The organism is Pseudomonas granadensis (genome assembly GCF_900105485.1).
Classification (GTDB): Bacteria; Pseudomonadota; Gammaproteobacteria; order Pseudomonadales; family Pseudomonadaceae; genus Aquipseudomonas; species Aquipseudomonas granadensis.
Map to the genome: position 1 here is coordinate 2,383,774 of NZ_LT629778.1, position 26,623 is coordinate 2,410,396.

General features: G+C 59.8%; 27 protein-coding genes and 1 tRNA gene. 17 read left to right on the forward strand and 11 right to left on the reverse strand.

From position 1 onward, the window contains the following. Positions 1 to 46 precede the first annotated feature (46 nt). The 9 genes from BLU52_RS10670 (at position 47) to BLU52_RS10715 (ending at position 8,315) form a co-directional block, all read left to right on the forward strand. On the forward strand, positions 47 to 469 hold the full coding sequence (locus BLU52_RS10670) for a hypothetical protein (RefSeq protein ID WP_090283148.1): 423 nt from the start codon (positions 47 to 49) through the stop codon (positions 467 to 469). A gap of 53 nt (positions 470 to 522) precedes the next feature. After that, a complete protein-coding gene (locus BLU52_RS10675) occupies positions 523 to 1,125 on the forward strand; it encodes a tail assembly protein (RefSeq protein ID WP_090283149.1) in 603 nt (200 codons plus the stop codon). Then, positions 1,122 to 1,388, forward strand: a complete 267-nt coding sequence (locus BLU52_RS10680; RefSeq protein WP_090283150.1) for a hypothetical protein — start codon at positions 1,122 to 1,124, stop codon at positions 1,386 to 1,388. The genes BLU52_RS10675 and BLU52_RS10680 overlap by 4 nt, the downstream gene beginning before the upstream one ends. 331 nt (positions 1,389 to 1,719) lie before the next feature. Then, positions 1,720 to 5,286 carry a host specificity protein J gene (locus BLU52_RS10690; protein WP_090283152.1) on the forward strand — a complete coding sequence of 1,189 codons (3,567 nt, stop codon included), beginning with the start codon at positions 1,720 to 1,722 and terminating at the stop codon, positions 5,284 to 5,286. Then, on the forward strand, positions 5,283 to 5,606 hold the full coding sequence (locus BLU52_RS10695) for a hypothetical protein (protein WP_090283153.1): 324 nt from the start codon (positions 5,283 to 5,285) through the stop codon (positions 5,604 to 5,606). The genes BLU52_RS10690 and BLU52_RS10695 overlap by 4 nt, the downstream gene beginning before the upstream one ends. Further along, positions 5,606 to 6,286: a hypothetical protein gene (locus BLU52_RS10700; RefSeq protein WP_090283154.1), complete on the forward strand. Its 681-nt coding sequence runs from the start codon at positions 5,606 to 5,608 to the stop codon at positions 6,284 to 6,286. Before BLU52_RS10695 ends, BLU52_RS10700 begins: the two co-directional genes overlap by 1 nt. A 22-nt stretch (positions 6,287 to 6,308) precedes the next feature. Continuing rightward, positions 6,309 to 7,508, forward strand: coding sequence for a hypothetical protein (locus tag BLU52_RS26990; protein ID WP_231988023.1), 1,200 nt, complete (start codon positions 6,309 to 6,311; stop codon positions 7,506 to 7,508). A 2-nt stretch (positions 7,509 to 7,510) separates the two neighbouring features. Then, positions 7,511 to 7,852: a tail fiber assembly protein gene (locus BLU52_RS10710; protein ID WP_157720692.1), complete on the forward strand. Its 342-nt coding sequence runs from the start codon at positions 7,511 to 7,513 to the stop codon at positions 7,850 to 7,852. A gap of 40 nt (positions 7,853 to 7,892) precedes the next feature. After that, the gene (locus BLU52_RS10715; protein WP_090283156.1) at positions 7,893 to 8,315 is read left to right on the forward strand and encodes a cell wall hydrolase; all 423 of its coding nucleotides are present in this window, start codon (positions 7,893 to 7,895) and stop codon (positions 8,313 to 8,315) included. Positions 8,316 to 8,551: 236 nt separating this feature from the next. Here BLU52_RS10715 and BLU52_RS10720 read toward each other — a convergent pair whose 3' ends face one another. The 5 genes from BLU52_RS10720 to BLU52_RS10740 form a co-directional block, all read right to left on the reverse strand. After that, positions 8,552 to 9,082, reverse strand: a complete 531-nt coding sequence (locus BLU52_RS10720) for an AidA/PixA family protein (RefSeq protein ID WP_090283157.1) — start codon at positions 9,080 to 9,082, stop codon at positions 8,552 to 8,554. 137 nt (positions 9,083 to 9,219) lie between these two features. Then, on the reverse strand, positions 9,220 to 9,903 hold the full coding sequence (locus BLU52_RS10725) for an SOS response-associated peptidase family protein (RefSeq protein ID WP_090283158.1): 684 nt from the start codon (positions 9,901 to 9,903) through the stop codon (positions 9,220 to 9,222). 53 nt (positions 9,904 to 9,956) lie between these two features. After that, positions 9,957 to 10,322: a hypothetical protein gene (locus tag BLU52_RS10730; protein WP_090283159.1), complete on the reverse strand. Its 366-nt coding sequence runs from the start codon at positions 10,320 to 10,322 to the stop codon at positions 9,957 to 9,959. 78 nt (positions 10,323 to 10,400) lie between these two features. Next, positions 10,401 to 10,610 carry a hypothetical protein gene (locus tag BLU52_RS10735; protein WP_090283160.1) on the reverse strand — a complete coding sequence of 70 codons (210 nt, stop codon included), beginning with the start codon at positions 10,608 to 10,610 and terminating at the stop codon, positions 10,401 to 10,403. 476 nt (positions 10,611 to 11,086) lie between these two features. Further along, positions 11,087 to 11,174 (reverse strand) — tRNA-Ser (locus BLU52_RS10740). Between the two features lie 122 nt (positions 11,175 to 11,296). Here BLU52_RS10740 and BLU52_RS10745 point away from each other — a divergent pair. Beyond that, positions 11,297 to 11,968: a Bax inhibitor-1/YccA family protein gene (locus BLU52_RS10745; protein WP_008006561.1), complete on the forward strand. Its 672-nt coding sequence runs from the start codon at positions 11,297 to 11,299 to the stop codon at positions 11,966 to 11,968. Positions 11,969 to 12,035: 67 nt separating this feature from the next. Here BLU52_RS10745 and BLU52_RS10750 read toward each other — a convergent pair whose 3' ends face one another. Together BLU52_RS10750 and BLU52_RS10755 are read right to left on the reverse strand one after the other, a co-directional pair. Beyond that, positions 12,036 to 12,365: a YceK/YidQ family lipoprotein gene (locus tag BLU52_RS10750; RefSeq protein WP_090283161.1), complete on the reverse strand. Its 330-nt coding sequence runs from the start codon at positions 12,363 to 12,365 to the stop codon at positions 12,036 to 12,038. Positions 12,366 to 12,423: 58 nt separating this feature from the next. After that, complete coding sequence (locus BLU52_RS10755) at positions 12,424 to 12,861, reverse strand: Lrp/AsnC family transcriptional regulator (protein WP_090283162.1); 438 nt, start codon at positions 12,859 to 12,861, stop codon at positions 12,424 to 12,426. 149 nt (positions 12,862 to 13,010) lie between these two features. Here BLU52_RS10755 and BLU52_RS10760 point away from each other — a divergent pair, with 149 nt between their 5' ends. After that, complete coding sequence (locus BLU52_RS10760) at positions 13,011 to 13,904, forward strand: DMT family transporter (RefSeq protein ID WP_090283163.1); 894 nt, start codon at positions 13,011 to 13,013, stop codon at positions 13,902 to 13,904. A 3-nt stretch (positions 13,905 to 13,907) separates the two neighbouring features. Here BLU52_RS10760 and BLU52_RS10765 read toward each other — a convergent pair whose 3' ends face one another. From BLU52_RS10765 to BLU52_RS10780, 4 genes are all read right to left on the reverse strand, one after another. Further along, entirely contained in the window at positions 13,908 to 14,948 is a 1,041-nt protein-coding gene (locus BLU52_RS10765; RefSeq protein ID WP_197677962.1) for an FUSC family protein, read from the reverse strand. A gap of 61 nt (positions 14,949 to 15,009) precedes the next feature. After that, positions 15,010 to 15,969, reverse strand: coding sequence for an HlyD family secretion protein (locus BLU52_RS10770; protein WP_090283164.1), 960 nt, complete (start codon positions 15,967 to 15,969; stop codon positions 15,010 to 15,012). 5 nt (positions 15,970 to 15,974) lie between these two features. Further along, complete coding sequence (locus tag BLU52_RS10775) at positions 15,975 to 16,334, reverse strand: DUF3302 domain-containing protein (RefSeq protein WP_090283165.1); 360 nt, start codon at positions 16,332 to 16,334, stop codon at positions 15,975 to 15,977. Between the two features lie 96 nt (positions 16,335 to 16,430). Then, entirely contained in the window at positions 16,431 to 18,056 is a 1,626-nt protein-coding gene (locus BLU52_RS10780) for an NADP-dependent glyceraldehyde-3-phosphate dehydrogenase (RefSeq protein ID WP_090283166.1), read from the reverse strand. A 314-nt stretch (positions 18,057 to 18,370) separates the two neighbouring features. Here BLU52_RS10780 and BLU52_RS10785 point away from each other — a divergent pair, with 314 nt between their 5' ends. The 6 genes from BLU52_RS10785 to BLU52_RS10810 all read left to right on the forward strand — a co-directional run bounded on the left by BLU52_RS10785 (position 18,371) and on the right by BLU52_RS10810 (position 26,619). Then, on the forward strand, positions 18,371 to 18,724 hold the full coding sequence (locus BLU52_RS10785) for a c-type cytochrome (protein WP_090283167.1): 354 nt from the start codon (positions 18,371 to 18,373) through the stop codon (positions 18,722 to 18,724). Between the two features lie 76 nt (positions 18,725 to 18,800). After that, positions 18,801 to 20,129 carry a D-arabinono-1,4-lactone oxidase gene (locus BLU52_RS10790; protein WP_167359928.1) on the forward strand — a complete coding sequence of 443 codons (1,329 nt, stop codon included), beginning with the start codon at positions 18,801 to 18,803 and terminating at the stop codon, positions 20,127 to 20,129. Between the two features lie 74 nt (positions 20,130 to 20,203). Then, positions 20,204 to 21,412 (forward strand): DSD1 family PLP-dependent enzyme, encoded by a 1,209-nt coding sequence (locus BLU52_RS10795; RefSeq protein WP_167359929.1) that lies wholly within the window; start codon positions 20,204 to 20,206, stop codon positions 21,410 to 21,412. 1,122 nt (positions 21,413 to 22,534) lie between these two features. Further along, positions 22,535 to 23,146 carry a transposase gene (locus BLU52_RS10800; RefSeq protein ID WP_090283170.1) on the forward strand — a complete coding sequence of 204 codons (612 nt, stop codon included), beginning with the start codon at positions 22,535 to 22,537 and terminating at the stop codon, positions 23,144 to 23,146. 59 nt (positions 23,147 to 23,205) lie between these two features. Then, on the forward strand, positions 23,206 to 24,804 hold the full coding sequence (locus tag BLU52_RS10805; RefSeq protein ID WP_090283171.1) for a ShlB/FhaC/HecB family hemolysin secretion/activation protein: 1,599 nt from the start codon (positions 23,206 to 23,208) through the stop codon (positions 24,802 to 24,804). 15 nt (positions 24,805 to 24,819) lie between these two features. After that, positions 24,820 to 26,619 (forward strand): DUF2341 domain-containing protein, encoded by a 1,800-nt coding sequence (locus BLU52_RS10810; protein WP_090283172.1) that lies wholly within the window; start codon positions 24,820 to 24,822, stop codon positions 26,617 to 26,619. Positions 26,620 to 26,623 lie beyond the last annotated feature (4 nt).

Sequence of the window (26,623 nt, forward strand, 5' to 3'; positions counted from 1 at the left end):
CACAGTGCCGCGCTACAGTGCATCCTTTCCCACAGGAGTGACCTGCATGAAATTGATCGTAGGAGCGCTGGCGGTAGCGCTGTTGGCGGGGTGTGCATCTTCTGCCATTCCGGTTAGCCAGGCTGATCCGGTGCCGCGTGATGAGCTGTACGCGTTTCAAAATAAGCCGGCCGGCGAAAGCGGCAAGGTCACCGTCGTCCGGGACTCGGGAATGGTGGGATCTGGTTGTGACATAGTCGTGTATGTCGATGGCCGGAAGGCCGCTAAAATCGGCACCGGGCAGCGCGCATCCTTTTACCTTCCGCCGGGTAACCCAAGTATCGGAGCGGGTCTTGCCGGCTCTGGGCTTTGTGGCGGGGCAGCCATCCGCACGATCTCTGCCAATGTAAGAAGCGGCAAAGAAAGCCTCTACCGAATCAGCGGGGACATGAGCGGGTTTTTTATTGGCCCATACGTCGATTATCAGTAAGTAAATTTTCAATCAGCCGCCTTCGGGCGGTTTTTTTATGTTCGGAGAAAAGCATGCATTCCACCGTTGCTCACTATCAGCCAATGACTACGATCAAATTGTCAGGGTCCTTGGCGGCGAAGTTTGGCAGGGTTCACCGTCGTGTCTTGGACTCCGGCCAAGCATGGGAGGCATTCAGAGCGCTAAAGGCAACGCTTGTAGGGTTTAAGGAAGAAATTCAGCGCCTCGACCGGCTGGGCATGCGCTTCGCCGTGTTTCGCAATCGAAAGAACGTCGGCGAGGCGGAATTTGGATTGGGTGGAGCAACTGATATTCGCATTGTGCCAATCATCCAGGGGAGCAAAAAAGCCGGCCTCATCCAGACCATTATTGGTGCGGTCTTGATCGTTGCAGGTACGTTCCTTTCGACCACTCCATTCGGCGCGCCTCTGATCGGTGCCGGTATTGGATTGGTCGCCGGCGGCGTAATTCAAATGCTCAGCCCCCAAGCCTCTGGACTGAAGCAAAGCGCATCCCCCGAAAACTCTCCGTCCTACGCTTTCGGCAGTGCGAAGAACACCACGGCCAGCGGCAACCCGGTGCCGATCTGCATCGGCGAACGCCGGTGGGGCGGGATGATCGTCTCGGCCTCGATCCTGGCGGAGGACAAGGCATGACCAAAGTCACCTACAGCATCACCATCCAAGACCTTCATCGACTTGAAGGTGGATTGGTTTGTGGCGACGAAGCGGTGGTAGCCGTACTGGATGGCGGGCGTGAAATCCATCGCGAGCGCTTCTTTGGCAAATGCACATCGCCAAGCGGCTACACGCGAAAGTATTGCGGCAAGCCAGGCCTTACCGCTGCTCTTATCTCTGCCAACTGCCGCATGAGTTTCAGCTTGAGTGAGCCGGCAAAGGCTGCTCCAGCTCACCCATAAAATCATCGGAGCCAAGTCGGTGAGATCCGTATTCGACTTGAAACCTTGGCCCTCGAGATTTGGCCTCGGCGTCTGCTGCCTCTTTTGAAGCGTAGATGTCGACGAATCGCCATGGCGTGCTTTGCACGACACCCCAACCCAGCACGCAATCTGCGTTATCAGGGTCTTTCGGAAGGTTTCTTGCGAGGCTTCTGATAGACATGGCCGCTCCTTGGTTGTGAGAGGTCAGAAAATTACTCCCCAAAGCACGTGGTCGCTACTGGCATTTCATCCACGCTGTATGGACACCCACACCGCCCGCGAGGCGGTTTTTTTATGCCTGGAGGAAAGCATGGGCGCAGCAGCACAGATCGATATCCGCGGCGAGAAGGGCGGCAGCAGTAAGCCGAAGTCGCCGACCGAAGCCAGCGACAGCCTGCGCTCGACCAACCTGGCCAAGCTGCTGATCGCCGTGGGCGAGGGGGAGTTCGACAGCGTCCCGACCGATTACGACATCTACCTGGACAACACGCCGATCCGCGATGCCAGCGGCAACTACAACTTCCCGAACGTGAAGTGGGACTGGCGGCCGGGCTCGGTGGACCAGGCCTACATCCCGGGCATTCCGTCCGTAGAGAACGAGACGTCGCTGAACATTGAGCTGCGCAGCGATTCGCCGTGGGTGCGCTCGATCACCAACACCCAGCTTTCGGCCGTGCGCATGCGCTTGGCCTGGCCGGCGCTGCAACGCTCTGATGACCAGGGCAATGTCGGCGGCTACCGGATCGAGTACGCAATCGACGTGGCCACCGATGGCGGCGCCTATCAGCAGGTGCTGGTGGACGCCGTCGACGGTAAGACCACCACTCGCTACGAGCGCTCGCGCCGCATCGACTTGCCGGACGCCACGACCGGCTGGCAGATCCGCGTGCGTCGCCTGACGCCGAACCAGAACACCAACAAAATCGCCGACACCATGCTGGTGGCCGGTTATACCGAAGTGATTGACGCCAAACTTCGCTATCCGAATACCGCACTGCTCTACATCGAATTCGACGCCGAGCAGTTCACCAACATCCCGGCCGTGACCGTGAAGTGCAAGGCTCGGCGCTGGATGGTGCCGAGCAATTACGACCCGATCCAGCGCACTTATACCGGGACGTGGGACGGTTCGATGAAGTCGGCCTGGACCAATAACCCGGCATGGATCACCTACGGCATCTGCACCGAGGACCGCTTCGGCCTGGGCAAGCGCATCAAATCATTCATGGTCGACAAATGGGAGCTGTACCGGATTGCCCAATATTGCGACCAGATGGTGCCGAACGGGTTGGGCGGTCAGGAACCACGCTTCCTCTGCGACATGAACCTGCAGGGCAAGGCCGATGCGTGGTCGCTGCTGCGCGATATCTCGGCCATTTATCGGGGCATGACGTACTGGGCGCAGGGCCAGTTGGTGATGCAGGCTGACATGCCGCGCGCGCAGGACTTCGATTATGTGTTCACCCGGTCGAACGTCATCGACGGCAAGTTCTCCTATGGCAGTGCCTCGGCGAAGACGCGTTACACCCGGGCGCTGGTGAGCTACGACAACCCGGCGAACAACTACGACACTGACGTCATTCCGTTCGCTGATCTGGATCTGCAACGCCGCTACGGCGATCGCCCGACCGAACTGAGCGCCATTGGCTGCACCCGCGCCTCCGAGGCCCAGCGCCGCGGTAAGTGGGCAATCCTCAGCAACAACCAAGACCGCACCGTCTCTTTCAAGACCGGCATGGAAGGCGTTATCCCGCTGCCAGGGCACATCATCCCTGTGGCGGATTCGCTGTTGGCGGGGCGTGAAGTGGGCGGTCGGATATCGGTGGCGGCTGGCCGGGTGATCACCCTCGATCGCGACACACAAGCCAAGGCCGGTGATCGGCTGATCATCAACCTGCCGGGCGGCCGCGCCGAAGGGCGCACCGTGCAAAGCGTCAACGGCCGAGCGGTAACAGTTACCACGAACTACAGTCAGGCGCCGGTGGCGCAACTGCAATGGGCGCTTGATGCCGATGACCTGGCGATCCCGCTGTATCGGGTGCTGCGGACCAAGCGCACTACCCAGGGGGATTTTGAAATCAGCGCGCTGCAGTTCGAGCCGAGCAAGTTCGCTTTCATCGACACCGGCGCGCGCCTGGAAGAACGACCGATCAGCGTGATTCCGATCACCGTTGTGCCGGCACCGGCGAGCGTTTCGCTGTCGTCGACGTCATCGGTTGTCCAGGGGCTGGCCGTGGCCACCATGACGATCAGTTGGCCAGCCGTGGATGGCGCGGTCGGCTATGACGTGGAGTGGCGCAAGGACAGCGGCAACTGGATCAAGCTGCAGCGCACCGGCATGACCAACGTGGATGTAGTCGGTATTTATGCTGGCGCATACGTGGCCCGCGTCCGCGCGGTAAGCGCTTTCGACATCTCGTCGATTTGGCGCAACTCAATCCTGACCAACCTCAGTGGTAAGCAGGGGTTGCCACCGGCGCTCAGCTACTTGACTGCCACGCCACTGCTGTTCGGCATCTACCTGAAGTGGGGCTTCCCTGCTGGCGCGGAGGACAGCCAGCGCACAGAGATCTGGTACGGTCCCGCGACCTCGCTGGAAGCAGCAACGAAGCTGACAGACCTGGCCTATCCGCAGAGTGATTTCTCCATGCTCGGCCTGCGCGCCGGCGTGACCCTGTATTTCTGGGGGCGAATCGTCGACAAAATCGGCAACATCGGGCCTTGGTATCCGATCGGGCTTGGCGTGCAGGGGCAATCCAGTTCTGACGCCGCTGCCATTCTGGAAATGATCGCCGGTCAAATCACCGAAACGGAGCTCGGTCAGGATCTGCTTGATGAAATCGAGAAGATCCCCGGATTGCAGGCGCAGATTGATGCGCTCGACGGACTGAAAGGCTACGACCCTGAAGCCACCTATGAAGAGTACGACCTGGTGGTGCAGGGCAAGCGGATCTATCAAGCCACCGGCCCGGTACCGGTCGAAACGCCGCCGCCGAACCCGCTTTACTGGCTCGACGTAGGGCAGACAGTGGAAACCGCCAATGGGCTTGCCCAGCAGGTGGCGACCAACACTGCCGAGATCACTGAGCTCGATGGCGTGGTCACAGCGCAGGCGACTGCGTTCGACGCTCTGCGCGCATCATTCCGCGATGATGACGGCAAGGGAGATATGGACGACGCCCTGAAGGGATGGAGCAGCACCGCGGCGATCGCAAACGAAGACCGCGTCAGGGCTTCCGAAAATCTCGCCACTGCGCAAAAGCTCACGACGCTTGATGCGACCGTGGCGGAAAGCGCGGCGAACGTGACGGACCTTCGACAAGTTGTCGCCACCGATAAGGAAGCCACTGCGCAGGCGATCACTCAGGTCAACGTGAAAGTCGGCGAGAACTCAGCTGCCATTCAGGAAACCTCAACCGCCTTTGCGAACACCGACGGCAAGTTGTCGACGATGTGGTCGGTGAAGATGCAGGTCACGGCGAACGGTCAGTACGTTGCGGCCGGTATTGGACTCGGTATCGAAAACACCGGTGCCGGTTTGCAGAGCCAGTTTCTGGTGAGTGCGGACCGGTTCGCCATCGTCAACACCATCGCCGGCGGCGCCATTTCGGTGCCGTTTGCGGTACAGGGCGGCCAGGTGTTTATGAACTCGGCGTTCATCCAGGACGCCTCGATCGGAAACGCCAAGATCGGTTTCTTCATTCAGTCAGACAACTACATCGCCGGCGTACAGGGATGGCGCATCGACAAGGCTGGCAACTTCGAGTTGAACAGCCCGCTCGGCGGTGGTGCTCGCCAGGTGATCAACAACAATGGCGGCAAGGTGTTCGATGAGAACGGCGTGAAGCGCTATCAATGGGGGAACCTGTCCGCATGAGTTACGGCATACGAATCTGGGGCGCCGATGGGGCGCTCCAGTTGGATGAAAACTCGTTCACGATTCGTGTAGCGCTTTCGGTCCCCGTGACATTCCCACCAGGGGCAAATAAAGGATTCCAGGATTTTGCCGTGCCAGGTGTTGGGCCGGGAAACGGTACAGCCATTGTCGTGCCGATTGGCGCCTATCCGGAGTCCCAGATGCAGTTTGAAACGGAAATGCTTGAAGGCGTCGCTCGCGTTTACAACTACACGCGAACGTACGCCGCGAGCACGACGTCTTCAGGAACAATGCGCTTGATCGTTATGAGGTGGAGTTGATGAGCTATGGCGTCGAGTTCACAAACAACAATAACGTCGTGACCTTGGATTCAGAATTTTCGCGACTGATGGTTATCGCGTCTGGGCGGTATGCCCCAACACAGGAGGCGGGGCTCGGTTCTGTCACAACGTTCTCGCGTCCAGTCACCACACAGGAGCCACCGCTTGTATTCGTGCGGCCCGATACCTTCAATGGGATAGCGGGACTTTGCCGAATGCGGCTTCTTGGGTCGGCGGGCAACTGGACAGGCTTCTATGTCCGAGCCTATGACGTAAGCGCTGCGGGACTGAATGGGCGCTATTTTGTAGCCGCTTTCGGCGCTCAGCCAGTTGCGCAGTACGGGATGCGCCTGTGGGACGGCGCAGGCAATCTTCTTTTCGATTCAGGAACGCCAAACGCAACGTTTACACGCGCCTTTCAGAACTGGACCTATGTGACGTACGACACCAGCCAGCAGGGGTTGACGCGGATCTTCTACAGCGTTCCGTTCAACTTCCCCGAGAACGAATTCATGTTGCTCAATACGTTCGGCATGCCGATGACGTCGGGCAGCGCGATTCCCAGAGAGCTCTATTGCTGGTGGGACTTCCCCAACGGAAAGCTGTACGCCATCACCGTTGCCGCATCGAACCCGCTCGCCTTTTTTCTCCCGGCCGTTTTCGCAAAACAAGCCGCTTAATTCATCTTCAAAGGATACGTCCATGCCCTGGTATAAATCGGGAACGGTTTCTGTCGTCCAAAATTCCAATACCGTGAACGGCACGGGCACATCATTCGTTACCAATTCCCGGGTCGGCGATGCTTTCCGCGGCCCGGACGGTGGCTGGTACGAGGTGACGAACATCGCGAGCAACACCACGCTTTCGATCTCGCCAGACTACATCGGTGCGACGAACGCGGCAGGTGGTTATGCCATTGCGCCCATGCAGGGTTATCCCAAGGATTCGGCGGATGCCCTTCGAGCGCTGACCAACCAGTTTGGGGGCGTGCTGGCGGTGTTGGGAAATGACCCGACGCAGGCTGGCGTGCGCGCCGCGCTGAACATCTCCAACTCGGACGGTATCCCCGAAGGCATCACCAACAAATACCTCACGAACCCGCGGGTACTAGCTTCGGTCCTTACCGGGCTGGACGCTGGCGCGTCTGGTGCAGTGGTCGCAACGGACAGCATCATTGCGGCATTCAGCAAGCTGCAGGTTGCCGTAAACAAAACCATCACTCCGGCTCAAGGCGGCGTATCCGACGGTTACATCGATGGCATGATTCCAACCTGGAACAGCAGCAGCTCAATTACGTTTTCGCCTGGAGCGGCGTTCATTCCGAGCACCGGCAAAAACCTGAGGCTTTCCGCGCCCATCACGATTTCAGGTATCGGTGGGTTGAACCCCGACGTTTTCTACTACGCGTATCTCTACGAAAACGCGGGTGTTGCGGCCATCGAGCTTTCGCCAACAGTCTACAGCGCGCCGTATTTCGGAAGAGCTCGAACGAAAGCGGGTGATTCTTCGCGCCGATTTATTTGTGCACTGAGAACAGGTGCGGGCGGGACCCTTTACGGTTTCCAGCTCTCAGCCTCCAACATGATTTTCTACACGACCAACACCAGCATCACACCGTTCCGGCGTCTGTCAGGGGGAACAGCCGCGGCTTACACCGCGGTAGGACTAGGCCCAGTCGTTCCGCAGGGTTGCCAATCGGTTGTCCTCCGCGTGAGCGCCGCCGGCCAGGTCGTATTTATTTCCGTCCCGGCTGCAGGCTCTGCTCCGATGATGATCGCCGACGCGGGTGCGCGGGTTCAGTTTGACTTCGTGATGGATGGAAACATGGCTATTACATACGCGGTCGCCGCTGCTGGTGGTGCGGCGACCATCGATGTTTGTGGTTACGGGATGGAGCGATGAGCATGCCTTACGCGATCACGCAAAACTCATGGCGAGGCGTTGAGCCCGGATGGCCGATTGATCCCGGCGAAACGCTAGTAGAAGAGATACCGGCATGGTTAATCGAGAAAGTGGCACTTGATGACCAGAATCGGGATTCCATGGCGGCTTTGCGGTTGCTAATCGAGCAGGCCAACACCGTAATCAGCCCTTTGCAGGCCGGGGTAGACCTGGACGAGATCACCGAAGAAGACCGGGCGCTCTGGAAAGCCTGGAAACGATACCTGATCGCTCTGAGCAAAACGCCAGAGCGCGAGGGCTGGCCCTTTGCTCCTGATTGGCCCGCGCTCCCTCAGTCTCAATAGCCCGCCACTGAGCGGGTATTTTTTTGCCTGGAGAAAAAGCATGACCGCAACTGAAAAAGACCGCGACATCCTCGCCCGAACGTTATGGGGCGAGGCGCGCGGGGAAGGCACCGCCGGGCAGATCGCTGTGGCATGGACGATCCGTAACCGCGTATTCGATGGAAAGGAAAAGTCGTGGTGGGGCGAAGGCTACGCTGGCGTCTGTCAAAAACCGTGGCAGTTCAGCTGCTGGAACAAGACCGACCCGAACTATCAATTCCTGATCGGCGTGAAGCAGATCCCGTTCCGCGAGCTGGCCCAGTGCCGGATTGCTGCTGACCAAGTGATCGACGGCAAAGTGCCGGATCCCACCGGCGGCGCCACTCACTATTACGCCACTAGCATCAAAGCGCCGGTTTGGGCGGCAAAGGCGAAGCAGTCGCTGATACTCGGGCACCACATTTTCTTCAAGGAAGTTCTATGACAGCCATCCCTTGGCGGGCAATAACGCGATAGGAGCTTGCTGCCTGTCTTCCCGACTCATAGGTACCAGCAAGCTGCGGGGACACTAGACTTAGTCGCAAGAATGCTCTGAAGTGAATCTCAAAGGCTCACCCATAGCGGGCGACTTGATTATATCTTGCGACCAGTCCTGGCCGGTGCGTCTAAGAAGACAAGAGCATACCGGCCAGACTGTGCGCAGCGTCTCAACGGTTCACGTTACCGATCGTTGACGGTGATGAAAGGGTCCCACGTGTGTGGTTCGCCTATCTGGTTCAGGTCACGGTCCAAAAGCACGAAAGTGATCTGGTAGGCGAGCTTCCCACCGTCTTCCGCCACAGCCTGCCAAAATGTATATGTGACATCGGTTTTGCCGATGCCATGCGGAGCGCTTTTTTCCAGATAGGGCACTGGGATATGAGGGATGTTGTACGAGGTTGGCGTTGAAATGGAGCCAGTCTCTTTGGGATCATTGCTGGGGTTACTGGTTTGTTTGATGCCGGTGATAAGTGCAACACGGTCGAAGTTGCGCGATAACGTAGTAGCGCGCCAGCGAACGTTGTCGCCCGGCTTGACGTCGATCCACAGTTCGTAACCCCCGTCCGCGTAGATTCCGCTCGCTTGGCTATCGATCGCATCACGATTTACCAGCATGGAAACCGCATTAGCGACTAATGCATTAGGGTTGGCAATCAGATAATCGGCATCTACAGCGATAAGCACATCAATTGTTTGGGTCGATCCAGACATTTTGTCGCTCCTTGTTTGCAATGGCACACAGACCGCGCCCTCATAGTGTGTCCGGCCACCCGGTCCCTGGGTGCGGTCTGGGAGGAGAGTAGTTGAGCGATGCGTATCGTCAAGGTCCGATGAATTCCGTTACGCAGTCAAAAGCCGATAGGAAGAATCAGTTCGGACTGATCATTGCGAACGTTGCCGACGGCCTTGTCCACCTTGAACCATTCGAAAGCCTCGGATGGCTCGCCCTCATGCAGCACCATCTGTTCGGCGCGTTCTTTCGGCGTGGCCGGGTCGAGCCATTCCCGCGCGAGCTCTGGCGGGAGAACGACTGGCCGCCGATCGTGGACATCGACCAGGCCGCCAGCGCTATCAGCAGTGATGATCACAAAGCCGTCGTGCTCGCCGGGTTCGTGCTCCTCGTTGGGGTATTGGCCGATCGCAGCGCAGAGTATTGGGGATTGGTCGCGGTGCCTGATCAGGTAGGGCTGCTTCTTTGGCCCGCCTTCGTCGACCCACTCGAACCAGTTGTTGATCGCAATGATCGCCCGGTGCGGCCAGATCGCGCGGAAGAAAGGTCCGTGGGCGACTTTCTCGACGCGGGCATTGATCGGCGCCGCGCGGTCTTTTGCCCAGTGCGGTCGCCATCCCCAGCGGACCATGTCCGCGTGCAGGAACTGGCCCTCCTGGTGGAAGAGGGCAAGTTGAGTGGTCGGCGCGGCGTTGTACCGCTCAAAGGGCTGTTCGCCGGTAGAGTTGATGAGCGCGTTTGGCATGCTCAGTGCCGCCACAAAGTCGTGAATGCCGGTGTACTGGGAAAGTCGTCCGCACATTGCCATAGCCTCGCTGGATCTGGTTCAGCGTAGACCCACCAGCGCTGGCTTCGTCACAAACCTTTTTCAGCGCAATATTCGCAATGACCCGCCAACTCCTCCCGATCTCGAGCATCCCTGAGCAGGCGCTGGTTTTCATTGAATAGATGGTTTCTGTTGTGCTCGACGTCAGCGAATCTGCGCTTTTCGCTTAGCAAATCCCCCTCAGCATATTGAAGCTTTGCCTTCAGAAAGTTCCGCTCCTGTATGAGCGCGTCATTGTCCTGGATCAGTCCCTGAATATTTTCCAGTGCCCGCTGCAGCTTGAGAGTGAGCGCTTCGAATTCGTTTTCGTACATCCTGAGCTGGTGTCGGCAGGTTTCGAGCGGTGTAGGGGTGCCAAGCCAATCGTCGGTGTCTTCTATATAGAGGGGGTCCACGGGAATGCCTTGCTTATTACTGGTTGCATATACAGTAATCGAGCCGATGCGGACGGGCGAGGTTGAGCCGACGAGCTGTCAGTCCGGCGTCATCATCACCGCCAGGGTCATCTTGATGAACTCTTCGTTCCTATCGATCGCCGAGAGCGAGCCGCGGACGTTGTCCGAGACTTCGGTCGCACCGAGTTTTTCGGCCCACAAGGTAAGCTCCATGATGGCGGCTTCGAGCGCGAGTTGGTTTTCGTTGATTTTGTAAAGCAGGGAAGGGAGCAGGTCAAAATTATGCATTGGGAGTCCTCCATGGAAGAACCCAGAGTAGCAGGTGAAGCAAATTTCTGATCGAAAGGGATGAGGCGGGCCGAGCACTATGAGAACAGCCAGCCCCATCGCAAAAATTTACTTGCCTTTAGGTGGTGCGTTACCGCGGCCGTCTCCCGAGGGCTTCCCTGTTTTGCTTGGCAGATTTGCTACCGGTGGGGCTTTCGAGCCACCCGATTTACTTGCAGGTGTTGAACCACTTTTGCCGCCGCTTGATTTCGACATCGCCATCTCCTTGTTACGCGAGGGAGGGATTGCCGGGTAAACAGTAGTAGATTTTTAGGTGGATGCGAATTTAGTTCGGCAGAACGCCGGAGAAGGGGGTAAATCGGTAAAGTTATGGAACGCGTCCCTAAAAGTTATGGAACGCATCTTTCAAGGAGAAAATTTTTGAGCCTGCCAGAAACAACAAAGCCCTGAATAATCAGGGCTTGTCGTACATAAGATGGCGGAGGCGATGGGATTCGAACTCATGGACCTGTTACAGTCGACGGTTTTCAAGACCGTTGCCTTAAACCACTCGGCCACACCTCCGTTGCGTTGCGGGCGCCATAATACCTGAATGAAACACACTGTCAAACTCTCTGCATGGCTTGTTACAGAGCGTCTGTTATGATCTTTGCGACTGAACGTTTCAAACCAACAGGAGTGTCGCCATGCGCGAACAGGATTACGCAGTTAATAACAGCGTGCAGGCTGAGCAGCTAGAGGTTAGCCGCGTCCTGCGCAACACTTACGGCCTACTGGCGCTCACCCTCGCATTCAGCGGCGTGATGGCTTTTGTCGCGCAGCAGATGCGAGTCGGCTACCCGAATATCTTCGTGGTGCTGATCGGCTTCTACGGGCTGTTCTTCCTCACCAACAAACTCCGTGACTCCGCGTGGGGCCTGGTATCTGCCTTCGCGTTGACCGGTTTCATGGGTTTCCTGCTCGGCCCGATCCTCAACCGTTACCTGGGCATGCAGGGCGGCGCTGAAGTGGTCAGCTCGGCGTTCGCGATGACCGCGCTGGTGTTCGGTGGTCTGTCGGCCTACGTGCTGATCACCCGCAAGGACATGAGCTTCCTCGGTGGTTTCATCACTGCCGGTTTCTTCGTGTTGCTGGGCGCCACGCTGGCGAGCTTCTTCTTCCAGATCAGCGGCCTGCAACTGGCGATCAGCGCAGGTTTCGTGCTGTTCTCGTCGGTGTGCATCCTGTTCCAGACCAGCGCCATCATCCACGGCGGCGAGCGCAACTACATCATGGCGACCATCAGCCTGTATGTATCGATCTACAACCTGTTCGTCAGCCTGCTGCAACTGTTCGGCATCATGAGCCGCGACGACTGATAGCAATGAGGTAATAACAAAAAACCCGCTTCGGCGGGTTTTTTGTTGTCTGCGGGAAAGTGCCGGCTCAGTTGATGACGATGCTGCCATCCACTTGCTGGCGATAGATCGTGTAGGGCAGCAGCAGGGTATCGAGCGCGCCGGAGACGACGGCGTCCACCAGTACCACCGGAATGGCCGCGTTGCGGTGCTCATCAGGGTCAATGCCTGAAGCCAGGGGAGCGTTCAGCGTGCAGAAGTCATAGGCGAGGCCGCTGTAGATTCTCGGCACCGCGCCGCAGTAACTCTTTTGTTCCTTCAGCCCGTCAACGGCAGCCTGATCGTTACGTGCCACCGTCTGAATCGTGCCGCAACCGCCAAGCAGCATGGCTGCCAGCAGCGTTGCCTGAATTTTCATAGCGCCAATCCTTAGCCGCGAAAAATCACAATCTACGCCAGATAATGGCAGAAAACATCTAGGCCATCGGCGGCAATCGGCGCTTGACAGGGGTTTTCTTGACAATCGCCGTGTTGGTTTCCGCCAGGGTATTGAGCCGGTCGAGCAGGGTGTCGAGCTGTTCCATCGAACGCACATGCAGGCGCGCGATAAAGCAGTCTTCGCCGGTCACCTTGTCGCACTCGGTGAATTCAGGGATCGACAGAATCTGCCGCTCCACCTCCTGCAACTGCCCCGGCAATGGCCGCACCCGGACGATCGCCTGCAATTGATAGCCAAAGTGCTTCGGGTCGATCTCGACGGTGTAGCCCTTGAGTACGCCGCGTTCTTCGAGGCGGCGCAAGCGCTCGGCGACGCTGGGCGAGGACAATCCGCTGATCTGCGCCAACGCCTTGAGCGAGCGGCGCGAGTCTTCCATCAAGGCAGCGATAAGGATCTGATCAATGTCATCGGTCATGGGCCAACTCCGCTATCAGGCCATTTCGATGAATGACCCTCGATAAAAAAGGCAGATTCGCAGTTTAGCCTGTCTTTTGCGCTGGAGCCGCGCCCGGCGTGCTTGGCATACTTTTGCCATGCTTTCGCCAACCCTTCGGGAGAATGAACATGGACATAACCCTGCGTCGCGGCTCGCTGGAAATGACCGCCGCCATGCTGATATCCGGCACCATCGGCTGGTTTGTATTGGTGTCCGGGCAACCGGTACTCGACGTGGTGTTCTGGCGTTGCGTGTTCGGCGCCGGCACTTTGCTGTTGATCTGTGCAGCGTTCGGTTTTCTGCGTCCGGGCATTCTGACCCGCGGCACCTTTTTGCTCGCCGTGCTCAGTGGTGTGGCGATCGTCGGCAACTGGGTGCTTTTGTTTGCTTCGTATTCTCGCGCGTCGATTGCCATCGGCACTGCGGTCTATAACGTGCAGCCGTTCATGCTGGTGGGACTGGCGGCGTTGTTTCTCGGCGAAAAGATCACCGTGCAAAAGCTGTTCTGGCTGGCGGTTTCGTTCATGGGCATGCTGGCGATCGTCAGTGCCCACGGCACCCAAGGCGAGAGTGGCAGTGACTATCTGCTGGGCATCGTGTTGGCCTTGGGCGCGGCGTTGCTGTATGCGATTGCTGCACTGATCATCAAGCGCCTGACCGGCACGCCGCCGCATCTGATTGCGTTGATTCAGGTCTGCACCGGGGTTCTGCTGCTGGCGCCGTTCGCGCATTTCAGCGCGTTGCCGCAAGCGCCCAGCGCCTGGGCCAGTCTGGTGACGTTGGGCATCGTCCATACTGGTTTGATGTATGTGCTGCTGTACGACGCGATTCAGAAGTTGCCGACGGCATTGACCGGTGCACTGTCGTTCATCTACCCGATCGCGGCGATCTTCGTTGATTGGTTTGCCTTTGGCCATCGCCTGGAAATCCTGCAATGGGTCGGCGTCGCCGCGATTCTGCTCGCCGCCGCCGGCATGCAACAAGGCTGGGGTTTCAAGGCGCGGCGACTGGCCGCGCAGTGAGGCTCAAATGTTCCAGCGCGGGGCGGATTTCGCCAGGCGCTGGCGCATCTCGCCGATGTTGGCCGCCAGTTGCCGGGTCAACAAGCGGTAACCGTCCAGTGCGCTGTAGACCGGCGCATCGAGGTTGGACTCCGGCAACTCCAGCGGCCTGTCGAGGCGACTCGTCGCGCCGCTTTTCAAGGCGCGGGCCATGCCGATCAGTTGCACGCGAATCTGCCGATGCTCGGCCTTCAGCGCCGATTGCAAATGCGCCATGGCTTCTCGGTCGTTGGCATCCGGGCGGGTATTGCCGAGGATTTCCAACGTACTGATACACATGCGCAGGTTGCGCTGGATCGCATCGAGTTCGGTCATGGAAATCTTCACTTCCTTGGACACCGACGGCATCAGCGAGCGCAACTGCACCATCACCGCGCCGAGGCGACTCATCAAACGCAGATGCTCGTCGGCGGCTACCGGTTGTCCGCTGATGATCCGTCCATACACCGTGGCGCAGTCGCGCAGGGCATCGGCGAGGTTGTAGCGCCACGAATACACCGCGTACAGCGGCAGGGCGAACGAAAATGCCAAAGCGAGGGCGATACCGATGAGGATATCGACACCGCGCCACAAGCCATCGCTGATCGGATTGTCGCCATGCCCGGCGACGATGAACACGGTGATCGCCGAGAGCAGGGCGGTGTAACCGCCCTTGCCGATGGCGTGATAGGAGAAGAATCCGCAGACCACCGCCATCGCAAAATAGGTCAGCCATGGCATCCCCAGCCACGCGTGCTGCGCCACCAGCGCCAGCCCGACCGCGGCGCCGATCAGCGTGCCGGTGGCGCGCTCCGCGGCTTTTTTGCCGATGTTGCCATGGTGCTGCAAGCCGCCGATTACGACCAGCATGGTCACTGAGGCCCATTCACCGTGGGGCAGGTTGATGCCGGTGGTCAGCAGGATCGTTGCCAGCAACCCGAGGGCCACGCGCACTGCGTGGATCAGTCGGGCGTGGCGGTAACGGCGATACGGGTCCAGCAAGGGGCGCAAGACCCGCCGCAGCAAGGGCGGAAGTCGATGGGTGCTGTAAGTACTCAGTGCAAGCCTCTCGTCATCTCGGTTCAGATCAGTGGAACGGAAAAATGTAATTCATCCATGCTGCCATACGCAGGAGGATTTTGCGCATCGCACCGATATGGTGGAAGTGCTGACTGTACAACGCGGCCTGCCCGTAAGCGCCGCCGGGCATCAGTTTGCTGTACCGGGCGAAGGCCGGATCGGTGATTTCAATGATCACCGGCACCCGCCCGGCCGGCGGTGAGCCGGTGTAGCCGATCAGCGTGCCGGACGGTTGCACCTGACCCTCGGCAATCACGCCGATGACATTTTTCACCCGCCCGGCGAAGACTTTGCCGGGAATACCGTCGAAAGCCACTTCCGCCTCGTCGCCAACGGTCAGGCGCAGCAGGCTGTTCTGGCGCATCCACGCGGCAAAGTATTGGCCTTCCTCGGGAATGAACACCATCGAGGGGCGCAACGGCAACTTGCTCGCCATCATCCCCGGCCGCAACGAAACATGGGTGACAAAGCCTTTGCTTGGCGCGCGGACGATGGTGTTGTCCAGTTCGAATTGCGCGTTATCCAGTTGCGCCTGCAAGTCATCGGTGCGAGCAATGGCGGCGTCCAGTTCACGCTGGGTGCCGAAGCTGCGTCGGATCAGTTCGGTGATGCGATAGCGATCTCCCTTGGCGGCGACCAATTGCGCTTTCAGCGATTTCACCCGGTTTGCAAACGGCGTGGGGTCGATGCGAAACAGCACATCGCCTTTTTCCAGCGGTTCGTTACCCTTTACTGGCACGTCGATCACTTGGCCGCTGACGACTGGAATCACCGGCACCGAAACGAAGTAAGTGCGCGCCACCTCGGAGTAGGGGTGGTTGTAGTTCATGGTAAAGATCAATGCGCCGATCAGCAGGATGCCGCCGAGCACGGCCGTGGGCACAGTCCATTTGTTCAGCGGGATACGGAAAATCTTGAACAGGGCGACGCAGAACGCGGCGTACGTGAGGATCAGTAACAGGTCCATGAGGCTCAGCCCTCCCGGTTGTGCGGGGCGGGCGTGGCAGTGGCGGTCATTGCTTCGAGTCGCTCAAGGCGACTTTGCAGTTCGATCACCTGTTGTTCCAGGCGAACCACATGGTTTTGCACGGATTGGCCGTCACCAAAACCCCAGCCGCGATCTTCGCGATAGGCCATCGCCCAGATCCACAAAAACGGCCAGAGCGCATGCAGCGTGAACAGACTGACCCAGCCCGTGGCATGGATCGCATCCTGATGCGGGTGATTGCGGTGCACGGCAATTTCATAGGGAATGTCGTGCAGGACGATGATCCCGTAGAACAGCACGAGCCCAACGAACACCAACACGCCTAACGCGAAGTAATCGAGCATGATCCGGTTCCCGGCATCCAGCACAGTGCTGGCATCAGTGTAGACACTGATGGGCCGGGCGCTTGTCGACTTTGGCTCAGGCGCCGATGAGGTGGATCAGAAGATGTAATCAGTGGTCAGGAAACTCGAATCACGCCCGCGAATGATTTCGCTGATCAGATCCTTGTTGCTCTCCTGGAACTTGGTCGCCACCAGTGTACGGATCGAAAACACCCGCAACGCATCGTGCACCGACAGCGTACCTTCGGCGGAATTCTTGCGGCCGTTGAACGGGTAGGTGTCCGGGCCGCGCTGGCACTGGGCGTTGAGGTTGATCCGCCCGACCTGGTTGGCAAACGTATCGACCAGCCGACCGACCGCCACCGGGTTGGTGCCGAAGATGCTCAACTGCTGGCCAAAGTCCGATTCCAGTACATAGTCGATCACGGTATCGAGGTGACGATACGGCACGATCGGCACCACCGGGCCGAACTGCTCTTCCTGATAGACGCGCATCTGCGGGTTAACCGGGTACAGCACCGCCGGGTAGAAGAACGACGCGCGGGCTTCACCGCCATGCGGGTTGACCACTTCGGCGCCCTTGCTGCGCGCATCGGCAACCAGCCCGTGCAGGTAATCGACCTTGCCCGACTCCGGCAGCGGCGTGAGCGCAACGCCGCTGTCCCACGGCATGCCCGGTTTCAGGGTGGCGAGTCTGGCGTTGAATTTTTCGATGAAGCTGTCGACCACGTCTTCGTGGACGAAGAGAATTTTCAGCGCGGTGCAGCGCTGGCCGTTGAACGATAGCGAGCCGGTGAGCGCTTCGCTGACGGCGTTATCGAGATCGACTTCCGGCAGGACGATCCCCGGGTTTTTCGCATCCAGACCCAGCGCAGCACGCAAGCGGTGCGGCTTGGGATGCAGTTTTTTCAGGTCGCTGGCGGCTTTGTTGGTGCCGATGAAGGCAAAGATGTCGATCTTGCCGCTGGCCATCAGCGCACTCACGGTTTCGCGGCCGCTGCCGTAGATCACGTTGATCACGCCGGTGGGGAAGCTGTCGCGGAAGGCTTCGAGCAACGGGCGGATCAACAGCACGCCGAGCTTGGCCGGTTTGAACACCACGGTGTTGCCCATGATCAGCGCCGGAATCAGCGTGGTGAACGTCTCGTTCAACGGATAGTTATAAGGGCCCATGCACAACGCGACGCCGAGCGGCACGCGGCGGATCTGGCCGAGGGTGTCCTGTTCCAGCTCGAAACGGCTGGAGCGGCGGTCGAGTTCCTTGAGCGCATTGATGGTGTCGACGATGTAATCGCAGGTTCGGTCGAATTCCTTTTCCGAATCCTTGAGATTCTTGCCGATTTCCCACATCAGCAGTTTCACCACGGCTTCGCGTTGCTCACGCATGCGCCGCAGGAATGCTTCGACATGCTGGATGCGCTCGGCCACGCGCATGGTTGGCCACAGACCCTGACCACGGTCGTAGGCGCGAACGGCGGCGTCGAGGGCGGTGAGGGCGGTTTCAGCGTCGAGCAGTGGCGTGCTGCCAAGGATCACTTGTTCGTCGCCGTTGGCGCCTTGCAGATAGACCGGGCTGCGCACTTGCGCGAGCGGGCCGTCCCAGCGGCGCAATTCACCGTCGACGAGGTATTCGCGCTGCTCGACCTGAGCGTCGAGACGGTATTTTTCCGGGATGTCGCTGACAGAAGGGAACAGATTGTCAAGGATGTTTGCTGTGGTCATGTCGCTACCCCGTGATGAAATCAATGTGCAGGTTAAAACCGATACCTGTGGGAGCGAGCCTGCTCGCGAAAGCGATTTTTCAGTCGGATCATCAGGGACTGACACACCGCTTTCGCGAGCAGGCTCGCTCCCACATTGGGATGTGGGGAGGTCTTGGAATTGTCGTTCCAAGCCTAGACCTGTTTCGCCCTGCTTGTGAACCCCGGCTGGCCCCGTTTGCCCCCTTCATTGTCCGGCAATGCCCTCAGCCCTCTGTCACCGCTGGCTTAAGGTGGACACCTAACAACAAGCGCCACCCCAACGCGAGGCTTTTCATGCGGGCGATCCGACTCTGTTTATGGCTGGCAATGGCCACGGCGCTGTACGGTTGCGGCGAAGAACCCAAGCCGCAGCCCACCCACCGCAACATCACGCCCGCCGACCCGGCGCTGGCGCAGATCTACGCCAACAGTTGCCAGCTCTGCCACGCCAACCCGGCGGCCAATGCGCCGCTTACCGGTGATCGTCAGGCCTGGGAGCCGCGTATTCGCCAAGGCACCGACACGCTGCTCGACCACACCATCAATGGCTACAACGCCATGCCGCCGATGGGCCAGTGTGTCGAGTGCTCGGAAGAACAATTCCTGCAACTGATCGGCTTCATGGCCGATCAGCCGCTGCCGCAATAAGGTGCCCGCCATGACCCTGGATCTGACGCGCCGGCAACTGCTGCAACGGGCGAGCATCGTCGGTGCGTTCAGCGCACTGGCGAGCCACCCGGCGCTGGGCCAGTTGCTGCGCGCGCCACGCCTGATTCCCTGGCGCAACTGGTCAGGCGCGCAGAGTTGCCTGCCGGCGGCGCGGCTGGCGCCGAAGAATCTTGATGAGCTGACAAGCGCCATTCAGCAGGCACCCGGCAGGATTCGCCCGGTCGGCTCGGCGCATTCGTTCAGTGCGCTGGTACCCACCGACGGCACGCTGTTGTCGCTGAGTTATTTCAGCGGCTTGCTCGACCACGACGGGAAAACCCTGCAAGCCGAGTTTGGTGCCGGCACGCCCATGTCGCGCATGGGCGTGCCGCTGAGAGACATCGGCCAGGCGTTGCCCAACATGGCCGATATCGATTACCAGACCCTCGCTGGCGCCATCGCCACCTCGACTCACGGCACCGGGAAAACCTTTCAGTCCTGTTCGGCACAGGTCTGCGCCATGCAACTGGTCACGGCCCGTGGCGAGGTGCTGGACTGCGACCGTCAGCGCCATCCTGAGGTGTTCAACGCGGCGCGGGTCTCGCTCGGCGCGCTCGGTGTGGCGACGAGGATTCGCCTGCAAAACCGCCCGGCCTATCGCCTGCGCGAACATCAGTGGATCGCCAGAACCGAAGAACTGCTCGAAGACCTTGACAAGAACACTCGCGAAAACCAGCACTGGGAAATGCTCGTCGTCACCCATTCCGACTACGCCCTGTCTATTGCCCTCAACGAAACCAACGACCCGCCCACGCCACCGATCAGCCCGGAAGAAGAGGGCGGCAATGAGTTCGTCAACCTGATCGAGAAACTCGACAAGTACGCCAGCGACTTCCCCGACCTGCGCCGCACGCTGCTCAACAGCCTGCGCCATCTGGCGAGTTTCGAGGATCGTGTCGGCGATTCGTTCGATATCTACGCCAACGTGCGCACGGTGCGTTTCAACGAAATGGAGTACTCGGTGCCCGCCGAACACGGCCCGGCCTGCCTGCGCGAAATTCTCAAGCTGATCGAGGACAAGGACCTGCGCACCTGGTTTCCCATCGAGTACCGCTACGTCAAGGCTGACGACATTGCATTGAGCATGTTCGAGGGCCGCGACAGCTGCTCGATCTCGGTTCATCAGCATTATCAGATGGATCATCACAACTTCTTCGCGGCGATCGAGCCGATCTTCTGGAAGTACAACGGCCGCCCGCACTGGGGCAAGTTGCACTCGCTCAACGCGCGAACCCTGCAACCGCTGTATCCGCGCTGGCGCGAGTTTGTCGAAGTGCGTCAGGCGCTGGACCCGCACGGGCGTTTTCTCAATGCGCATCTGGCGTCGATACTGGGAGTGAGCTGATGGCGGTCAATCGACGTAATTTCCTCCTCGGCACTTTGGGCGTCGGCGCTTTGTTGGTGGGCGTCGGTGCGTGGTTGCGGCCGGGCGACCGAGGCGGGCCGTACAGTGATTATTTTCGGGCGCTGAACAAGGCGCTGAAAGAGCACGGGCCGATGCGTCCGGTACTGTTGATCGATCTCGATCGGCTCGATCACAACATCGATGTGGTGGTGCAGTCGGTCAGGCGTGGCGGCAAGCAGTTGCGGCTGGTGGAGAAGTCGCTGCCGGCGCCGGGGCTGTTGAAGTACATAGCGCAACGCGCCGGGACGCCGCGGTTGATGTCGTTTCATCAGCCATTTCTCAATCACGATGCAGTGGCCTTTCCCGAGTCCGATATCTTGCTCGGCAAGCCGCTGCCTGTCCGTTCGGCTGAGCTGTTTTACCGCGCGCACAAAGGCGCGTTCGATCCGGTTCGGCAGTTGCAATGGCTGCTCGATGGGCCGCAGCGGTTAGAACAATATCTGGCCTTGGCGCAGGGTTTGCGTACGCGGATGCGCGTGAACATCGAGCTGGATGTCGGTCTGCATCGTGGCGGGGTCAGTGATGTGCAGGCGCTGGGGCGAATGCTGACGCTGATCAGTGCCCACCCGCAGCACCTGGAATTTGCCGGGTTCATGGGCTACGACCCGTTTGTGGGCATGGGCGTGCCGGGGATTCTCGGTTCGCCTGAAGAGTTGTTCGCCAGGGTCATGGTGATTTATCAGCGTTATGTCGATTTTACCCGGCAGCAGTTTCCGGGTTTGTGGCGGGAGGGTTTGTGCCTGAACACGGCGGGCAGTCCGAGTTATCGCATGCATGAACACGAGACGCTGTGCAGTGAGGTCTCGGTGGGGACGGCGATGCTCAAGCCGACTCACTATGATTTGCCGTCGTTGAGCGGGCATGTGCCGGCGGCGTATATCGCTACGCCGGTGTTGAAGAGTACCGGCGCGGTGAATATTCCGGCGCTGGATGGCAAGTCGAGGCTGTTTTCGTGGTGGGACCCCAATCAGCGGCAGACTTTCTTCATTTATGGGGGTAACTGGATGGCGGAGTTTGAATCGCCCATGGGGTTGCAGAGTAATGGGGTGTATGGGCGTAGTTCGAATCAGGAGATGGTCAATGGGTCGCCTGCTGTGGGCCTTGGGGTTGAGGATCAGGTGTTTTTGCGTCCTGCTCAAACGGAGTCTGTGCTGTTGCAATTTGGCGATTTGCTGGCTGTGCGGGGTGGCAGGATTGTCGATAGCTGGCCTGTTTATGCCTGATGTACTCGATCAAAACTGTGGGAGCCAGCCTGCTGGCGATGGCTTTTCTCTCAGGCGCTTCTTGATTGGTTATGGGTACATATCCATTGCTGCGGTAACGGCGGCTTAGGGTTCCGCCCTTACGGCGGGTCACCTTTTTCAAACGCCGGAGTGCCGGCCCAGCAAAAAGGTAACCCAAAACGCTTGCTCCTGCGTTCGGCCCTCGCAGGCTCGGGTCCCTTCGCTCCGGGACTGATCCGGGCGCAGCGGCTACGGTTTGCTTCGCTGCACCTCCTTCCGCTGTGTCTGGCTGCGCCAGACGGTCGCTGCGCTCCCACGCCCGGATCAATCCCTCCGCTCAGCCTTCCGATGTCGCCGGTGACGCAAGATCAAGAGCACTCGAGCTAACGCTCATTGTTGAGTGGTTAGAAGCGCCGCATGGCTTGAGATTTTCGGTGGATTCGCCCCTCACCCCAGCCCTCTCCCGAGGGAGAGGGAGCCGATCTGCTTTGGCTTTGAAAATCGCGTACGACTCGGTATCCCAGGTCGGCGTAGCACTCGCATCCACCCCGGTCAGTTCCCTCTCCCTCCGGGAGAGGGCTAGGGTGAGGGGCTTTTGATTTCCAAAAGTCGCGTTCGACTCGGTATTGCATGTCGGCGTACGCCTTGCAATCACCACGGTCAGTTCCCTCTCCCTCTGGGAGAGGGCTAGGGTGAGGGGCTTTTGATTTCCAAAAGTCGCGTTCGACTCGGTATTGCATGTCGGCGTAGCGCTCGCATTCACCCCGGTCAGTTCCCTCTCCCTCAGGGAGAGGGCTAGGGTGAGGGGCTTTTGATTTCCAAAAGTCGCGTTCGACTTGGTATTTCAGGTCGGCGTAAATCTCGCATCCACCGCGGTCAGTTCCTTCTCTCCACGGGCGGTCCGACGTTTCGGGAGGGCTAGGGTGAGGGGCTTTCGTTTTCTGGCTTCTCCCACATTGGTTTTCATACGCCTGAAATCCCCGCCAGCCCATCTCCTGTAATGAAGCTTTTATGACAAAAGTTCGGTAGCACATAGCCAGTCCGGTCATGCCTATGTAACGCGCTTGAGGGGCCCTTCGGGGTGCACTTTGCAAGCCGAGGCGGGACGCCGGGAGTGAGGCAATGGGGACTATGGAACGCTATTCGAAAGTGGGCATGCAGGAGCTCGATCAACGCTTGTCGAAGATCGTCGAGGCGGCGCGCAAGAAGCCGGTGTCGGTGTATCGCTACGGCGCGCCGTGGGTCTGGATTGTTTCGCAGGATGACTGGCAGGGCGCTTTGAAAGAGGTGTCGAGTTACATTCCGCCGGGGCATTCGCTGGTTTTGCTGCGCCCGCAGATCGACGATTTGCTCGATGCCCACCGCGAACTCCTGCACGACCTCAACGCCGAGCCGGGCATGCTGATTCCGGCGCAAACGGTGATGCACATCCTGCTTTTGCAACTGCTGTATTCGGTGCCCAGCGAACAGCAGCTCTACGAACAGCTCAATTACAACCTGCTGTTCCGCTGGTTCGTCGGCCTCGGTCTGAACCAGAAAGTCTGGAGCTTCAGCGCCCTCAGTCGCGACATCGCCACGCTGCTCAACGAGCCGCGTGCGGTACTGCTCATTCAGAAAATCATCGGCGAAGTGTTCTGCGGTGCCTTGCTGCAAATGCCCGAGTTCTCCTTGAACTTCGCGCTGTTGCACACCTGGCTGGGCAAACACGCCTGCGCCCCGCACGTCGGCAACTAACAGCGGCAACACACCGGGCGCTGTAGCGCCAACAGGTCATCGCGAATTCAGGGGGTAGTGTGGAACCGATTTTCAAGTCACGGCTGGCGCTGTGCGGCTGGCTGCTGGTGACGGCGGGCGTGCAGCCGGCGCTGGCCAAAGAGGGCGCAGCAAACGCCGCCGCGCCGCGTCTGGTCGACGTCAACGAATACTTCGTGCGTGGCAATACCGTGCTCGATGCGCGGGCGATCGAGGAAGCGGTGTATCCGTTTCTCGGCCCGCAAAAAGCCCTCAGCGATATCGAAGGTGCGCGCGACGCGTTGCAGAAGGCTTATCAGGAGCGCGGTTATCAGTCGGTGTTTGTCGAGCTGCCGGAGCAAGCCGTGGCTGACGGCATCGTCTATCTGCAAGTCAGCGAAACCAAGGTCGGCCGGGTGCGCGTGGTCGGCGCCAGGCACTATTCGCCACTGGACATTCGCGACAACGTACCGGCGCTGAAGGAAGGCGAGGTGCCGGACTTCGCCAAGGTTCAGGGCGAACTGGCGCAGCTCAACAAGACCCCGGGGCGCCAAGTGATGCCGCTGGTGCGCGAAGGTCAGCGCCCCGGCACCATGGACGTCGATCTGCAGGTCGAGGACCAGAACCCGTGGGCCGCCAGCGTCGGCCTCAACAACGATTACAGCGCCGACACCGAAAAGCTGCGCACCGTCACCAGCCTCGGCTACAACAACCTCTGGCAACTCGGCCACAGCGTCAACCTGACGTTCTTCACCGCGCCGCAGGAAACCGACAACGCCAAGGTCTGGTCGGGTTCCTACACCGCGCCGCTGACCGAGCGCTGGAGTGTGCAGTTCTCTGGTTACCAGTCCGACAGCAACGTCGCGACCATCGGTGGCAGCAACGTGCTTGGCAAGGGCCATAGCTACGGCGTCTCGGCGATTTATACGCTGCCGTCGAGCGGCAACTGGTCGAACTCGCTGTCGGCCGGTATCGACTTCAAGGACTTCGACGAGCGCCTGACCCTGTCCGGCGAGAGCGACAAAGTGCCGCTGCAATACGCGCCATTTACCTTCGCCTACAACGGCTATCGCTACAGCGAAAAAAGCCAGCTCGGCCTCGGTTTGAGTCTGGTCGCGGCCACGCGCAGCATTTTCGGCTACGGCAGTTCCGACGAAGATTTCGACTACAAACGCTACCGCGCCAAACCGAGTTTCGCCGTGCTCAAGGGCGACACCAATTACACCTGGACCTTCGACAGCGATTGGCAGAGCGCGACCAAAGCGGCGTTCCAACTGGCCTCGGGCCCACTGGTTTCCAACGAACAATTCTCCGCCGGCGGCGCGACTTCGGTGCGCGGCTATCTGGCTGCCGAACGCACCGCCGATGACGGTTACCTGCTCAGTCAGGAACTGCGCACGCCGTCGCTGGCGAAATTCGCCGGCACCTGGATGCAGGACTGGCGCTTCTACGCCTTCGCCGAAGGCGCACAACTCTATCTGCGCGACGAACTGCCGGATCAGGACGCCAACTACGCCTTGGCCAGTGTCGGCCTCGGCACCCGCGCCAGCCTCAGTAAATGGCTGTCCGGCAGCCTCGACTGGGGCTACCCGCTACTCGAAGGGCCGAACACCTCGAAACAGGAATCGCGCCTGCACTTCAACCTTCAGGCCACTTTCTAACCAGGAGCACTTTTCATGCAGCGCCTCATTCTTTCCCTGTTGATCTGCCTGGGCTTCGTGCTCCCGGCCACGGCTCAGGCCTGGTGGCAGGACGACTGGCATTACCGCAAACAGATCGCCGTCGACACCACGCCGCAGGGCGCGGCGATCAATCAGGCGCTCGGTCGCACGGCGCTGCTGGTGCGTTTGCACACCGGCAACTTCACCTTCGACGGGGTGAAAGAGGACGGCTCGGACCTGCGCTTTGTCGCCGCCGATGACAAAACCGTGCTCAACCATCAGATCGAAAGCTTCGACGCGTTGATGGGCATGGCGCTGATCTGGGTCGACGTGCCAAACGTCGAGGGCGGGCAGCGTCAGGACATCTGGATGTATTACGGCAATCAGAAGGCGCCGGCGACCGGCAACGGCCAACTGACCTTCGACCCGAATTACACCGCGCTCTACCATTTCGACGGAGCCACCGGCACCCCCGCCAAAGACACCACCGCCTACGGCAACACCGCGCAGAGCGCGACTGGTGCGGCGATTGACGGCGTGGTCGGGCGTGCCTTGCAGTTCAGCGGTCAGCCGTTGCTGCTGCCGGCCAGTCCGTCGCTGCAACACAACGCTGGCAGTGCGTTCACCTTCAGCGCCTGGCTGCGTCTGGATCAGGCCAGTGGCGAGCAACTGATTCTGGCTCGCCGCGAAGGCACGCAAAGCCTGCTGATCGGTATTAGCCAAGGTCTGCCGTTCGTGGAAATTGATGGCCAACGCGCCGCTGCCACCCAAGCGCTGACGCCGGCGCAATGGCAACACGTCGCGCTGACCGCCGAAGGTTCGAAAGTCACCCTGTACATCAACGGTCGCGAGAGCGCTGCGTTGGCCCAGGCGATGCCGGCGTTCAACTCGGTCATGGCCATCGGTGCCGATCTGCACGAAGGGCCGTTCCAGCCGTTCGTAGGCGCTATTGACGAGCTGCGCCTGTCGAAGGTCGCCCGTCCGGCCGCGCTGCTGTGGGCCGATGCCACCTCGCAGGGTGCCGAGTCGAAGCTGGTGGCTTACGGCGTCGATGAAGAACAGTCCGGTTTCGGTTTCGGCAGCCTCGGTTTCCTGCTCAACGCGGTGCCGGTGGACGCCTGGGTGATCATCGCCGTGCTGGTGCTGATGATGTTCCAGTCGTGGATCATCATGCTGCGCAAGAACCGCACCCTCGGCCGTGTCACCGCGGCCAACGAAGACTTCCGCACGCATTTTGCCAAGGTCGGCACGCGCCTGGAGATGTTCGCCGACGACGCGCAACTCGCTCAGCGCCTGCAACATTCGTCGCTGTGGCGCCTGTATCTGGTGGCGGTCAAAGAGATCCGCACCCGTCGCGAGCAGGGCGCCGATACCTCGTCGGTTTCGGCAGCGACCATCGAGGCCATCCGCTGCTCGATGGACGGTGTGCGCACCCGTGAAAACCAGCAGTTGAGTTCGAAACTCTCGACCCTGTCCAACGCCATCGCTGGCGGCCCGTACATCGGCCTGCTCGGCACGGTGCTGGGGATCATGGTGGTGTTCCTCGGCACGGCGATGGCCGGTGACGTCAACATCAATGCGATCGCACCGGGCATGGCCGCCGCCTTGCTCGCCACCGCCATGGGCCTGTTCGTCGCGATCCCGGCGCTGTTTGGCTACAACCGCCTGATCACCCGCAACAAGGAAGTCAGCGCCGACATGCGCGTGTTCGTCGACGAGTTCATCACCCGGCTGGCGGAGATGCACGGCGAGAGCCAGTTCAGTGAATCCACGCATGCGCGCGGCCATCACGCCAACCATTCCGTACCGGCCTGAGGAG

Coding starts and splice junctions, on each gene's coding strand:
- BLU52_RS10670 (WP_090283148.1), top strand. CDS start 47: ATGAAATTGATCGTAGGAGCGCTGGCGGTAGCGCTGTTGGCGGGGTGT.
- BLU52_RS10675 (WP_090283149.1), top strand. CDS start 523: ATGCATTCCACCGTTGCTCACTATCAGCCAATGACTACGATCAAATTG.
- BLU52_RS10680 (WP_090283150.1), top strand. CDS start 1,122: ATGACCAAAGTCACCTACAGCATCACCATCCAAGACCTTCATCGACTT.
- BLU52_RS10690 (WP_090283152.1), top strand. CDS start 1,720: ATGGGCGCAGCAGCACAGATCGATATCCGCGGCGAGAAGGGCGGCAGC.
- BLU52_RS10695 (WP_090283153.1), top strand. CDS start 5,283: ATGAGTTACGGCATACGAATCTGGGGCGCCGATGGGGCGCTCCAGTTG.
- BLU52_RS10700 (WP_090283154.1), top strand. CDS start 5,606: ATGAGCTATGGCGTCGAGTTCACAAACAACAATAACGTCGTGACCTTG.
- BLU52_RS26990 (WP_231988023.1), top strand. CDS start 6,309: ATGCCCTGGTATAAATCGGGAACGGTTTCTGTCGTCCAAAATTCCAAT.
- BLU52_RS10710 (WP_157720692.1), top strand. CDS start 7,511: ATGCCTTACGCGATCACGCAAAACTCATGGCGAGGCGTTGAGCCCGGA.
- BLU52_RS10715 (WP_090283156.1), top strand. CDS start 7,893: ATGACCGCAACTGAAAAAGACCGCGACATCCTCGCCCGAACGTTATGG.
- BLU52_RS10720 (WP_090283157.1), bottom strand. CDS start 9,082: ATGTCTGGATCGACCCAAACAATTGATGTGCTTATCGCTGTAGATGCC.
- BLU52_RS10725 (WP_090283158.1), bottom strand. CDS start 9,903: ATGTGCGGACGACTTTCCCAGTACACCGGCATTCACGACTTTGTGGCG.
- BLU52_RS10735 (WP_090283160.1), bottom strand. CDS start 10,610: ATGCATAATTTTGACCTGCTCCCTTCCCTGCTTTACAAAATCAACGAA.
- BLU52_RS10745 (WP_008006561.1), top strand. CDS start 11,297: ATGCGCGAACAGGATTACGCAGTTAATAACAGCGTGCAGGCTGAGCAG.
- BLU52_RS10750 (WP_090283161.1), bottom strand. CDS start 12,365: ATGAAAATTCAGGCAACGCTGCTGGCAGCCATGCTGCTTGGCGGTTGC.
- BLU52_RS10755 (WP_090283162.1), bottom strand. CDS start 12,861: ATGACCGATGACATTGATCAGATCCTTATCGCTGCCTTGATGGAAGAC.
- BLU52_RS10760 (WP_090283163.1), top strand. CDS start 13,011: ATGGACATAACCCTGCGTCGCGGCTCGCTGGAAATGACCGCCGCCATG.
- BLU52_RS10770 (WP_090283164.1), bottom strand. CDS start 15,969: ATGGACCTGTTACTGATCCTCACGTACGCCGCGTTCTGCGTCGCCCTG.
- BLU52_RS10775 (WP_090283165.1), bottom strand. CDS start 16,334: ATGCTCGATTACTTCGCGTTAGGCGTGTTGGTGTTCGTTGGGCTCGTG.
- BLU52_RS10780 (WP_090283166.1), bottom strand. CDS start 18,056: ATGACCACAGCAAACATCCTTGACAATCTGTTCCCTTCTGTCAGCGAC.
- BLU52_RS10785 (WP_090283167.1), top strand. CDS start 18,371: ATGCGGGCGATCCGACTCTGTTTATGGCTGGCAATGGCCACGGCGCTG.
- BLU52_RS10800 (WP_090283170.1), top strand. CDS start 22,535: ATGGGGACTATGGAACGCTATTCGAAAGTGGGCATGCAGGAGCTCGAT.
- BLU52_RS10810 (WP_090283172.1), top strand. CDS start 24,820: ATGCAGCGCCTCATTCTTTCCCTGTTGATCTGCCTGGGCTTCGTGCTC.